The following is an 11,785-nucleotide window of genomic DNA, read 5'->3' as shown; positions in this document are numbered from 1 at the left end:
CTGCAAGGGTGCCGGCATGAGCACCGAGTTCGTCAATCGCATCGCGGTGGAAGTCGATGGCCAGGGCGATCCGGTGGTCTGCATACATGGACTGGGCGGGTCGTCGAACAACTGGACGCCCGTCATGGAGGCATTCACGCGCTTCCGCGTCCTGCGCATCGACCTGCCCGGCAGCGCGCGTTCGCACGCGGTGCAGGGTCCGCTCAGCATAGACAGCCTGGCCCAGGCCGTACGCGAGGTCTGCGCGCGGCTGGGCGTGGCGCGCGCCCACCTGGTCGGCCATTCGCTGGGCACCATCGTGTGCTTCAAGCTGGCGACGGAATCGCCGGAACTGGTACGCAGCCTGGCCTTGTTCGGCCCCCTGCTCTGTCCGCCCGACGGCGCCCGCGCGAACATCCGCGCCCGCGCCCAGCGGGCGCGCGACGAAGGCATGGCCGGCATGCAGGCCATCGCCGATGCCATCGTCGCCGGCGCGACATCCGCCGATACGCGCCAGCACCAGCCGGCCTCGGTGGCGCTGGTGCGCGAGAGTGTCATGCGCCAGGATCCCGACGGCTACGCGCGCAGTTGCGAAGCGCTGGCCGAGGCGCAGGCGGCCCCGGTGGAGCGCATCGCCTGCCCCACCCTGCTGGTCGCAGGCGACGAGGACGCCGTGGCGCCGCCGCTTTCCGTGCGCGCCATCGGCGAGCGTATCCGCGACAGCCGGGTGCTGGTCTATCCCCGGTGCGGGCATTGGACTACCTTCGAACGTCCCGCCGAATGCCTGCGGGACCTGAAGGACTTCTATACGGCCTACGCGCGCTAGTCCGCGCCCACCGCTTTTTGCACACCCTAACGCCAGGAGACCGCCATGGCAGAGGTGCTGTTCACCAACGTACGCGTATTCGATGGAACCGGCGCGCTTCCCTATACCGGTGAAGTGCTGGTGCAAGGCAACCGCATCGTGCGCGTATCGCGCTCCACGCGTTCCATTCCCATGGGCGGCGTGACCGTGGTCGACGGCGCGGGGGCATTCCTGATGCCCGGCATGACCGAGGCCCATACCCATTTCTCCTGGAACGACCAGCCGTCACTGGATGCCATCCAGCGCATGCCGGTGGAAGAGCACGTCGTCTGGTGCATCAACGTGGCGCGCCGCTATCTGGATATGGGCTGGACTTCCTGTGTGGGCGCGGCCACCGCCAAGCCGCGGCTGGATGTCGTCACCCGCAATGCGATCCGCGAAGGCCAGGTGCCCGGCCCGCGCTACCTGGCGGCCAGCCAGGAGATCACCACCACCGGCGGGCTGGGCGACTCCACGCCGCCCCATATGCCCTACCCGGAATTGAGCTTCGGGGCCATCGTGAACGGCCCCGAAGAGATGCGCAAGATGGTGCGCCAGTTCGTGAAGTACGGCGTCGACCAGCTGAAGATCAACCTTTCGGGGGAGTACATCGCCGGCTTGCCCGCCGAAATGACGCAGTTCTCGGAAGAGGAAGTCGCCATGTGCGTGGCCGAGGCCAAGCGCTTCGGCAAGCGCGTCGCGGCGCATGCGCGGTCCTGCGAATCGATCAAGCAATGCATCCGGCACGGCATCGACATCATCTACCACGCCAGCTTTACCGATGAAGAGTCGCTGGACATGCTGGAGTCGAAGAAGGACCAGGTATTCGTCGCGCCGGGGCTGGCCTGGCTAGTGAACACCTCGTACCACGCCAGCGAATGGGGCCTGACGCCCGAGGTCACCGCCAGGATGGGCTACCACCGCGAGCTGGAAGTCGCCATCGAATCCATGAAGAAGATGCATCGCCGGGGCATCCGCATCCTGCCGGGCGGCGACTACGGCTTCGCCTGGACGCCCCACGGCACGAATGCCACGGACCTGGAGTACTTCGTCAAATACGTGGGCATGTCGCCGCAGGAGGCCCTGCTCTCGGCCACCACGCTGGGCGGCCAGATCATGATGCAGGGCAACGAACTGGGCCAGATCCGCGACGGCTACCTGGCCGACCTGCTGCTGATCGATGGCGATCCCCTGGCCGACATTCGCATCCTGCAGGACAAGAAACGCATCCTGGCCGTCATGAAGGACGGCGAGTTCCATCGCGCGCCGCAGATCGTCAGCGCGCGCAGCACCCGCTGGGCCGCCTGAGGATACGACGTGAAGCCACGCGCCGCGGGCATACTGGGTATCGCCGTGCTGGCCCTGCTCCTGGGCCTGGCCGGGGTGGCCATTGCGAACAATGCGCGCCTGTTCGGGCTTTCGCTGCTGAACGGACTGACGCTGGCCGCGCTGTATTTCCTGGTGGCCAGCGGCTTCACGCTGGTGTTCGGACTGATGCGCAATGTCAATCTGGCCCACGGCTCGCTGTTCCTGCTGGGCGGGTATATCGGCTACACCGTGGGCGATGCCAGCGGCTCCTGGTTCCTGGCCCTGCTGGCGGGATTCCTGGCCACCGCGCTGGCCGGGCTGCTGCTGCAGTTGCTGGTCTTCCAGTACATGGAAGGCCAGGACCTGCGGCAAACGCTGGTGACCCTGGGCCTGTCGATCGTCCTGGCCGATCTCTTCCTGTGGATCTGGGGCGGCGAGGCCTACCAGTTCGATCCGCCCGCATGGCTGCTGGGCGTGGTCAGCGTGCCCGGCGTGGGCAAGTATTCGGGCTTCCGCCTGGTCGTGCTGCTATCGGCCATCGTGATCGGCCTGGCGCTGTGGCTGTTCCTGAATCGCACACGCGTCGGCATGATGATCCGCGCGGGCGTGGACAACAAGCGCATGCTGTCGGCCAGCGGCGTCAATGTGCAGAAGGTCTTTGCCATCACCTTCGCCGTGGGGGCCGGCCTGGCCGGCTTCGCCGGCGTGATGGGCGGCACGGCGCTGTCCATCGCGCCGGGCGAGGACGTGCGCTATCTGCTGGCCTCGCTGATCGTCGTGATCGTGGGCGGCATGGGCAGTATCGCCGGCGCGGCCATCGGCGCGCTGCTGATCGGGCTGGCCGAGACCTTCGGCCTGGCCTATGCGCCGACCTATGGCGTGGTATTCACTTTTCTCATCATGGTCGCCGTGCTGGCCTTTCGCCCCCAGGGGCTGATGGGCAGGCGGGCCTGATCGCGGGAACAGGAGCAAAGGCGCAATGAGCGCGGCGAAATGGCGGCGAGTGATGTCCCAGGGGACGATGGCCTATCCCATGGCGGGCACGGCCACGGTGCGGCAGGCGGCAGGCGCCGCGGTGGGATTGCCCCATCCGGCCGCGGCGGCGGGCGGCGGCACGGCGGCCGTGGGCAGCGGCCCCGGAGCCGATACGGGACTGGCCATGCCGCCCGCGGCGCGCGGCGGTGTCTCCGGACGGACCATCCTGTCGGGCCGGGCCATCGCCCACCTTGCCGTGGTGCTGGCCCTGCTGCTTTATCCGGCCGTTGCCACGCCCTTCTTCACCTTCCAGGTGGGCGCGCAGTCGCTGGTGCTGGGCTTGATCGCCTTGTCGCTGGCCTTGCTTGCCGGCTACGGCGGCATGGTGACCCTGTCGCAGATGACGGTGGCCGGCATCGCCGGCTATTCGGTGGCCCTGCTGGGCGTGAATGCCGACACCGCGCACAGCCTGGGATGGCCCTGGTGGCTGGCCGTACTGGCGGCGCTGGCGATCGGCACCCTGGCGGCCACGCTGATCGGCATGCTGGCCGTGCGCACCGAAGGCATCTACACCATCATGATCACGCTGGCCATCGGTGTGGCGTTCTTCTACCTGGTGCAGCAGAACTACACCGTCTTCAACGGCTTCCAGGGCCTGGCGCGCGTACTGCCGCCGGCCCTGTACGGCGCGGACCTGCGCGCGCCGCTGCCCTTCTACTACATCAGCCTGGCCTGCGCCGCGCTGGGCTATGCCACCGTGGCCTATATCGCGCGCGCGCCCTTCGGCATGGCCCTGCAGGGCATCCGCGACAACGCGCGGCGCATGCGGGCCCTGGGCTTTCACGTCACGGCGCACCGTGTCGCGGCCCATGCGCTGGCCGGCCTGATCGCCAGCGTCGGGGGCGTGCTGCTGGTCTGGTACAACTCGCAGATATCCCCTGGCTCGGTCAATACGACGTCGATGATCAATATCCTGATCATCGCGGTGCTGGGCGGCATGCGGCATCCCGCGGGCGCATTCCTGGGCGCGCTGCTTTTCGTGCTGCTGCAGAACTTCGCCGTCGATCTGGTGGACCGCGAGCGGTTCAACCTGGTGATCGGCGGCGTGTTCCTGCTGGTCTTGACGGTTTCGCCGGACGGCCTGCTGGGCCTCTGGCGGCGCTTGCGCGGGTCGGCTCGCCCCGCCGTGCAGGTTGATGCAAAGGGCGCCAGCCCGGCGGCCACCCCCCATGGAATAACCACGAAAACCAGGAGACATCCATGAAATACGCGAACCCCGCAGTCCATACGCACTGGTCCAGACGGCGCGCCGTCGCCGCCGCCGGCACGCTGGCGGTGGCCATCGCCGCCGCGCTGGCCGCGCAGCCGGCACGGGCCCAGCAAGTGATCAAGATCGGCGCGCTGGCCACGCTGGAAGGCCCGTTCGCCGTGCCGGGCCAGGACGGCATGCGCGGCGTGGAACTGGCCGTCGCCCAGCACAAGGGCATGGTCGCCGGCAAGAAGATAGAGATCATCAAGGCCTCGTCCAACGGCAACCCGGATACCGCGGTCAACGCCGCCCGCAAGCTGGTGGAACAGGACGGTGTGCAGATCCTGATCGGGCCGTTGTCGGGTTCCGAAGGCATCGCGGTGAAGAACTATGCCAAGACCCATCCCGAAGTGACATTCGTCAACGGCTCGTCGGCCGCCCAGGCCACGACACTGCAGGATCCCGCGCCCAACTTCTTCCGGTTCTCCACCGACGGCGCGCAGTGGCAGGCGGGGCTGGGCAGCTACGCCTACAAGGACAAGGGCTACAAGCGCATCGTCTCCGTGGCCGAGGACTATTCCTTCCCCTATTCCTTGCTGCAGGGCTTCATGATCGAGTTCTGCAAGGCCGGCGGCAAGGTGGTGGACAAGCATTGGGTGCCGCTGGGCACCAAGGATTATTCCTCGGTGATCGCGCGCCTGCCCGACAACATCGACGCCATCTATGTCGCGCTGGGCGGCTCGGACGCCGTCAACTTTTTCTCGCAATACGAGCAGGCGGGGGGCGACAAGCCGCTGATCGCGGGATCCATCACCATCGACCAATCGGTGCTGGGCTACAAGGGCAAGCGCCGCGACGCGCTGGTCGGCACGCCATCGGCCGGTCCCATCGCGGACAACTATGACGATCCGGCATGGAAGAAATTCGTCGCCGACTACCGCGCGGCCTACAAGGACGGCCTGCCCAGCCCCAGCCTGTTCGCGCACGCCTACTACGTCAATACCAAGGCCGTGCTGGACGCGCTGGAACAGGAGAAAGCGGACCTGTCGAACAACCAGGCCAAGCTGCGCCAGACCTTGTCCACCATGACGGTGTCCACGCCCACCGGCAACGTCAAGCTGGACGAGAACCGCAACGCCGTGGCCAACATCTTCCTGACCGAGGTCGCGAAGAACAGCGACGGCAGCCTGTACAACAAGTTCGTCAAGGTCATTCCCGACGTCAACCAGCGCCTGGGCCTGTCCAAGGAGGAGTTCGACAAGATGGGACTGGGGTCGCGCACCAATCCGGAATGCAAATGAACGGCGTGCACGCGGCCACGGGCTTCTCTTCCGGCAACGCGCTGGAGCTGCACGGCATCACGCGCGCCTTCGGCGCGCTCAAGGCCATCGACGGCGTTTCGTTCAATGTCGAGGCCGGGCAGCGCTATGCCGTGCTGGGCTCGAACGGCGCCGGCAAAACCACCCTGTTCAATATGATCACGGGCGATTTTCCGGTCACCGGCGGCCGCGTGCTGCTGTTCGGCGAGGACGTGACGGCGCTGCCGCCGTGGGAGCGCATCCGCCGCGGACTGCGCCGCACGTATCAGTCCTCGCTGCTGTTCCGCGACCTGAGCGTGCGCGACAACCTGTACCTGGCGGTGCGCGGCGTTTCGCCGGGGCGATTCAGCCTGCGGCGCACCGGCCGCGCCTCCGCGTCCGATGCGGCGGCGGACGAACTGCTGGCCCATGCGCGGCTGGAGCACCTGGCCGATACGCCGGTGGCCTTGCTATCGCATGGACAGCAGCGCCAGCTGGAAATCGGCATGGCGCTGGCCGGCGCGCCGCGCCTCATCCTTTTCGACGAACCGGCGGCGGGGCTGTCGCCGGCCGAACGCCGCGAGCTGGTGGCGCTGCTGCAGGCGCTGCCGCGCCATATCGGCTACGTCATCATCGAGCACGACCTGGAGATCGCCCTGTCGGTTGCCGTGCGCGTCACGGTCATGCACAACGGCCGCGTGCTGCGGCACGGCACGCCGCGCGAGATCGAGGACGATCCGGACGTACAGGCCATCTATATGGGGGAACGGCAGCATGGCCACTGACGCGCGATACCCGCGAGCCGCCGCCCTGGCCGACCGGCAAGCCATTCGGGCGCCCGGCCAGGGCGGCAATGGCGGCGAACCGCCCGTCCTGGAAATCGCCGGGCTCAACGTGTATTACGGCAGCGCGCACGCCCTGCACGACGTATCGCTGGTCCTGCCGCGAGGCGTCCTGGCCGTGGTGGGCCGCAACGGCATGGGCAAGACCACGCTGTGCAATGCCGTGACCGGCCTGGTGCCGGCGCGCGGCGTTATCCGGCTGCACGGGCGCGACATCCTGGGCAAGCCCGCGCATGCCATCGCCGAACTCGGTATCGGTTATGTTCCGCAGGGACGGCACGTGTGGCCGTCCCTGACCGTGGACGAACATTTCCGCCTGGCGGCGCGCAGCGCCCGGCGCGGCGAGTGGACCACGGAGCGCGTCTACGCCACCTTTCCGCGCCTGGCGGAACGCCGCCATCATGGCGGCGCGCAATTGTCCGGCGGCGAACAGCAGATGCTGGCCATCGGCCGCGCCCTGCTCTTCAATCCCACGCTGCTGGTGATGGACGAGCCCACCGAAGGACTGGCGCCCGTCATCGTCGACCAGGTGGCCGCCATGCTGAAGGACCTGGCCGCGGAGGGCCGCATCGCCGTTCTGCTGATCGAGCAGAACCTCGGCGTGGCGATGGACGTGGCCGACACGGTGGCCGTGCTGGTCAACGGACAGGTGGCCCGTGTCCTGCCGGCCGCCGGCCTGGCGGCGGACCGCGCGCTGCAGCAGCGCTTGCTGGGGGTGGCATCGGGCACGGCCGTGGACGGCGAGACGCCCGCCGCGACGGGCCGGCCCGTAATCGGCGAAGGCGCAGGCATGGTGGAAGTGCTGACGGTGCGGCGCGAGCATCCGTCCGAGGTCTCCGTGCCGGCCTACGCGCCGGGCGGCGAAGGCTTCAACCGCTGGCAGGCGGCGGCCGTGCTGCCGGGCGCCACGCAAGACAACGGCACGGGCGGCGATGCGACGCGCCGCCATCCGGCCGAAGCCGGTCCAGCCGAACGCGGCCCGGCCGATCGCGGCCACACGATCCCGGATGCGGCCGACGGCCTGATCGACCGCGGCGCCGCCCCGCTGTCTTCCATGGGCGCGCTGGCCGACCGCGCCGCGTATGTCGTCGGCACCTTCGACACCAAGGCGCGCGAACTCCTGCTGGTGCGCGACTGCCTGCAGCGCCTGGGGCTGCGCACCGTCACCGTGGACGTCTCGACTTCCGGGCAGCCCTCGCCGGCGGGCGTGCATCCGCGCGAAGTCGCGCGCCACCATCCGGATGGCGAGCGGGCGGTATTCACCGGCGACCGCGGCTCCGCGGTGTCCGCCATGTCGCGGGCCCTGGCGCGATACCTGGCTACGCGCCGCGACCTGGGCGGTGTCATCGGCGCCGGCGGCTCGGGCGGCACCGCCCTGGCCACCGCCGGGATGCGCGCCCTGCCCGTGGGCGTCCCCAAGGTCATGGTGTCCACCGTCGCATCGGGCGACGTACGGCCGTACGTGGGGCCCTGCGACATCTGCATGATGTACTCCGTCACCGACGTGTCCGGCATCCACCCCATCAGCAGCCAGGTGCTGGGCAACGCCGCCCACGCGCTGGCCGGCATGATCCTGAACCGCCGGCCGCCGCCCGCCGCCCCGCGTCCCGCCGTCGGCTTGACCATGTTCGGCGTCACCACGCCCTGCGTGCAGGCCGTTACCGCGGCCCTGCGGGGCGACTACGACTGCATGGTCTTCCACGCCACCGGCATCGGCGGCAACTCCATGGAGAAACTGGTCGAGTCCCACCTGCTGCAAGGCGTGATAGACGTATCGACCACCGAAATCGCCGACGAGATCGTGGGCGGCGTGTTCTCCGCGGGCCCGGGGCGCCTGGACGCCATTATCGAGACGGGCATTCCCTACGTGGGGGCATGCGGCGCCCTGGACATGGTCAACTTCATGGCCATGGACACCGTGCCCGAGCGCTTTCACGGCCGCCGGCTGTACAAGCACAACGACAACGTGACGCTGATGCGCACGACTGCGGACGAGAACCGCCGCATCGGCGCTTTCCTGGCCGACAAGCTGAACCGCATGACCGGTCCGGTGCGCTTCCTGTTGCCCGAAGGCGGCGTCTCGGCCATCGACATGCCCGGCCAGCCGTTCTGGGATCCGGAGGCCGATCGCGCGCTCTTCGACACCATCGAAAAGGCCTTCCAGTCCACCCCCAGGCGACAGCTGCGCCGGCTGCCCTATCACATCAACGACCCGCGCTTCGCCGACGCGCTGGTCCAGGCTTTTCGCGACATCCAGGCCGCCGAGCCGGCCCTCGCCCAACGCCCACGCCAGGAGACCGCCCATGCCGCGCATCGCGCGTGACACCATACTCGAACGCCTGCGCGGCATGATCGCGCGCGGCGAGCCCATCGTCGGCGCCGGCGCCGGCACGGGCTTGTCGGCGCGCTGCGAGGAAGCCGGCGGCGTCGACCTGATCGTCATCTATAACTCCGGGCGCTACCGCATGGCGGGGCGCGGTTCGCTGGCGGGGCTGATGGCCTATGGCAACGCCAACGACGTGGTATTGGAGATGGCGCACGAAGTCCTGCCCGTGGTGCAACGCACGCCGGTTCTGGCCGGCGTGAATGGCACCGACCCGTTCATGATCGCGGACGACCTGCTGCAGCGCCTGCGCGCGCTAGGCTTCTCGGGCGTGCAGAACTTTCCCACCGTCGGCCTGATCGACGGCGTCTTCCGCGCCAACCTGGAAGAGACCGGCATGAGCTACGGCATGGAAGTCGAGATGATCGCGCGCGCCCACGCACTGGACATGCTGACCACGCCCTATGTGTTCAGCGAATCCGACGCCGCGGATATGGCGCGCGCGGGCGCCGACGTCGTCGTCTGCCACCTGGGCCTGACGACGGGCGGGGATATCGGCGCCCGGACCGCGCTTACGCTGCCCGACTGCGTGCCGCGCATCCAGGCCTGGGCCGATGCCGCGCGCACGGCCCGCGACGACGTGATCGTGCTATGCCATGGCGGTCCCATCGCCACCCCGCAGGACGCCGCCACCATCCTCTCGCAGTGCGGCGCCTGCCATGGATTCTTCGGCGCCTCCAGCATGGAGCGCCTGCCGGCCGAGACCGCGCTGACCGAAACGGCGCGGCGCTTCAAACAAATCACCCGATAGAAGAGGCTCATCATGTCAGGCTCACAATTCGGCACTTTCCTGCTGATCGTGCTCGCGGTCGCGATCGTTGCCGCCATCGTCGTCGGGCTGCTGCACTGGCTGTACCTGCGGGCGTCCAAGGAGCGCGCCTTCGTGCGTACCGGCCTGGGCGGCCAGCGGGTCGTCCTGGACGGCGGCGCGCTGGTACTGCCCATCGTCCACGACGTGATTCCGGTCAATATGAACACGCTCAGGCTGGAGGTCTCGCGCGGGCGGGACAAGGCCCTGATCACCAAGGACCGCATGCGCGTGGACGTCATCGCGGAGTTCTATGTGCGCGTGCAGGCCAGCGCGCAGGCCGTCTCGGACGCCGCCCAGACGCTGGGCCAGCGCACCATGGCGCCGGAGCAGCTGAAGGAATTGCTGGAGGGCAAATTCGTCGATGCCCTGCGCACCGTCGCGGCGGAACTGACCATGGAAGAGCTGCATGAACGCCGTGGCGACTACGTGCGGCGCGTGCGGGAAGCCGTCGCCGAGAACCTGATCAAGAACGGCCTGGAACTGGAAGGCGCATCGCTGACCCAGCTGGACCAGACCCCCATGGAGTTCTTCAATCCCAGCAATGCCTTCGATGCCGAAGGCTTGACGCGCCTGACCGAACAGATCGAACGGCGCAAGAAGCAGCGCAACGATATCGAGCAGGACACACTGATCGCGATACGCAACAAGAACCTGGAAGCCGAAAAGCTTTCCCTGGATATCGATCGCGAGTCGGAAGGCGCGCGCCTGGCGCAGGAACGGGAGCTGGAGATCGCCCGCGCCGAACAGCGCGCCACGCTGGCGCGCGAACGCGCCGAGCGCGACAAGGAAGGCCAGCGGGCCCAGATCGCCGCCCAGCAGGCCGTGGAGGAAGCCCGCCTGCGCGCCGAACAGACCGTCGAATCCAGCCGCATCAACAAGGACCGCGAGATACAGGCGGCGGAGATCGAGCGCCGCAAGACCATCGAGCTGGCCGAACAGCAGCGCTCCATCGCCGTGGCCATGCAATCGAAGTCCCAATCCGAGGCGCAGGCCGCGGCCGATGCCGCGCGCGCCCTGGCCGTCTCGGCGGAAGAAAAGATCTTCACCGCGCGCGAGCTTGAAATGGCCGAGCGGCGCAAGCGCATCGAACTGGTCGCGGCGGCGCAGGCCGCCGAGCGCGACGCCCTGGGCATGCGGGTGGCCGCCGAGGCCGAACGTGCCGCCAGCGAGGACCGCGGCTACGCGATGCGCGCCCAGGCCGAAGCGCAGGCCGACGCGGAACGCATACGCCTTGCCGCCGCCCGCATCCGCCACGAAGTGGAAGCCGAAGGCCTGCGCATGATGAACGAGTCGTCCAATATCCTGACGCCGGAGGCCCGCGCCTCGGCCCTGCGCATGCGGCTCCTGGACAAGGTCGAAGGCATCATCCGCGAATCCGTCAAGCCCATGGAGAAGATCGACAGCATACGCATCATGCATGTCGACGGCCTGGCGGGCGGCGCCGGCGGCCATGACCATGGCGGAAACTTCGCCGATTCGGTGGTCAATTCGGCGCTGCGCTTCCGCGCCCAGGCGCCCATCGTCGACCAACTGCTCAAGGAAATCGGGCTGGATACCGCCGACATCAATCGCATGGCCGGCGCCGGTACGCTGGCCGCGCCAGCCGGAGAGAAAAAGCAATGACCACGGTTTTCGTATCCAGCGTCATCGACGCGCCGGCGGCCGACGTCTGGGCCATCGTGCGGGACTTCAACGGCATGCCGCTCTGGCATCCCCTGATCGCCGATTCGCTTATCGAAAATGGCCTGACCTCCGACCGCATCGGTTGCGTGCGGTATTTTCATACCCGCGAGGGCGGCGTCATCCGCGAGCAGTTGCTGGCCCTGTCCGATTACGACTACACCTTCACGTACGCCATCCTGGAAAGCCCCATGGGCGTGACCGACTACGTCGCGACCCTGAAGCTGACGCCCGTCACCGACGGCGACCGCTGCTTCGGCGAATGGACCGCCGAGTTCAACGCACCGCCGGAACGCGAAGCCGAGCTCAAGCGCTTCATCGGGCAGGAAGTCTTCCTGGCGGGCTTCCACGCGCTGGCCGCGCGGCTGGCGCAGCGCCGCTAAGGCGCGCGGGCCGCCCGGGGATCCGGCAGGTAT

General features: G+C 68.3%; 10 protein-coding genes and 1 pseudogene. All 11 read left to right on the top strand.

Annotated elements, in window-relative coordinates:
• Positions 1-16: 16 nt before the first annotated feature.
• The 11 genes and pseudogenes from BAU06_RS11995 to BAU06_RS11950 all read left to right on the top strand — a co-directional run bounded on the left by BAU06_RS11995 (position 17) and on the right by BAU06_RS11950 (position 11,752).
• A complete protein-coding gene (locus BAU06_RS11995) occupies positions 17-805 on the top strand; it encodes an alpha/beta fold hydrolase (protein WP_066349286.1) in 789 nt (262 codons plus the stop codon).
• A gap of 45 nt (positions 806-850) precedes the next feature.
• The gene (locus BAU06_RS11990; protein ID WP_066349283.1) at positions 851-2,131 is read left to right on the top strand and encodes a metal-dependent hydrolase family protein; all 1,281 of its coding nucleotides are present in this window, start codon (positions 851-853) and stop codon (positions 2,129-2,131) included.
• Between the two features lie 9 nt (positions 2,132-2,140).
• A complete protein-coding gene (locus tag BAU06_RS11985; protein WP_066349282.1) occupies positions 2,141-3,085 on the top strand; it encodes a branched-chain amino acid ABC transporter permease in 945 nt (314 codons plus the stop codon).
• A gap of 25 nt (positions 3,086-3,110) precedes the next feature.
• Complete coding sequence (locus BAU06_RS11980) at positions 3,111-4,370, top strand: branched-chain amino acid ABC transporter permease (RefSeq protein ID WP_156770215.1); 1,260 nt, start codon at positions 3,111-3,113, stop codon at positions 4,368-4,370.
• Positions 4,367-5,656 carry an ABC transporter substrate-binding protein gene (locus BAU06_RS11975; protein WP_082993646.1) on the top strand — a complete coding sequence of 430 codons (1,290 nt, stop codon included), beginning with the start codon at positions 4,367-4,369 and terminating at the stop codon, positions 5,654-5,656. Before BAU06_RS11980 ends, BAU06_RS11975 begins: the two co-directional genes overlap by 4 nt.
• On the top strand, positions 5,653-6,438 hold the full coding sequence (locus tag BAU06_RS11970) for an ABC transporter ATP-binding protein (protein ID WP_066349272.1): 786 nt from the start codon (positions 5,653-5,655) through the stop codon (positions 6,436-6,438). Before BAU06_RS11975 ends, BAU06_RS11970 begins: the two co-directional genes overlap by 4 nt.
• A pseudogene (locus BAU06_RS27280) lies at positions 6,428-6,934 on the top strand (ABC transporter ATP-binding protein); the annotation flags it as partial. The gene BAU06_RS11970 and the pseudogene BAU06_RS27280, both read left to right, overlap by 11 nt.
• A 615-nt stretch (positions 6,935-7,549) precedes the next feature.
• The gene (locus tag BAU06_RS27275) at positions 7,550-8,818 is read left to right on the top strand and encodes a Tm-1-like ATP-binding domain-containing protein (RefSeq protein WP_197509527.1); all 1,269 of its coding nucleotides are present in this window, start codon (positions 7,550-7,552) and stop codon (positions 8,816-8,818) included.
• Positions 8,799-9,629, top strand: coding sequence for a phosphoenolpyruvate hydrolase family protein (locus tag BAU06_RS11960; protein WP_066349265.1), 831 nt, complete (start codon positions 8,799-8,801; stop codon positions 9,627-9,629). The genes BAU06_RS27275 and BAU06_RS11960 overlap by 20 nt, the downstream gene beginning before the upstream one ends.
• A 12-nt stretch (positions 9,630-9,641) precedes the next feature.
• Positions 9,642-11,312: a flotillin family protein gene (locus BAU06_RS11955; protein ID WP_066349260.1), complete on the top strand. Its 1,671-nt coding sequence runs from the start codon at positions 9,642-9,644 to the stop codon at positions 11,310-11,312.
• Positions 11,309-11,752, top strand: a complete 444-nt coding sequence (locus tag BAU06_RS11950) for an SRPBCC family protein (RefSeq protein WP_066349255.1) — start codon at positions 11,309-11,311, stop codon at positions 11,750-11,752. The genes BAU06_RS11955 and BAU06_RS11950 overlap by 4 nt, the downstream gene beginning before the upstream one ends.
• Positions 11,753-11,785: the final 33 nt, after the last annotated feature.

It is taken from the genome of Bordetella bronchialis (genome assembly GCF_001676705.1).
Classification (GTDB): Bacteria; Pseudomonadota; Gammaproteobacteria; order Burkholderiales; family Burkholderiaceae_B; genus Bordetella_C; species Bordetella_C bronchialis.
This window is presented reverse-complemented; position numbering and strand designations above follow the sequence as displayed.

Bases quoted from the DNA above. Each gene is read 5' to 3' on its own strand.
- BAU06_RS11995 (WP_066349286.1), top strand. From the start codon at position 17: ATGAGCACCGAGTTCGTCAATCGCATCGCGGTGGAAGTCGATGGCCAG.
- BAU06_RS11990 (WP_066349283.1), top strand. From the start codon at position 851: ATGGCAGAGGTGCTGTTCACCAACGTACGCGTATTCGATGGAACCGGC.
- BAU06_RS11980 (WP_156770215.1), top strand. From the start codon at position 3,111: ATGAGCGCGGCGAAATGGCGGCGAGTGATGTCCCAGGGGACGATGGCC.
- BAU06_RS11975 (WP_082993646.1), top strand. From the start codon at position 4,367: ATGAAATACGCGAACCCCGCAGTCCATACGCACTGGTCCAGACGGCGC.
- BAU06_RS11970 (WP_066349272.1), top strand. From the start codon at position 5,653: ATGAACGGCGTGCACGCGGCCACGGGCTTCTCTTCCGGCAACGCGCTG.
- BAU06_RS27275 (WP_197509527.1), top strand. From the start codon at position 7,550: ATGGGCGCGCTGGCCGACCGCGCCGCGTATGTCGTCGGCACCTTCGAC.
- BAU06_RS11960 (WP_066349265.1), top strand. From the start codon at position 8,799: ATGCCGCGCATCGCGCGTGACACCATACTCGAACGCCTGCGCGGCATG.
- BAU06_RS11955 (WP_066349260.1), top strand. From the start codon at position 9,642: ATGTCAGGCTCACAATTCGGCACTTTCCTGCTGATCGTGCTCGCGGTC.
- BAU06_RS11950 (WP_066349255.1), top strand. From the start codon at position 11,309: ATGACCACGGTTTTCGTATCCAGCGTCATCGACGCGCCGGCGGCCGAC.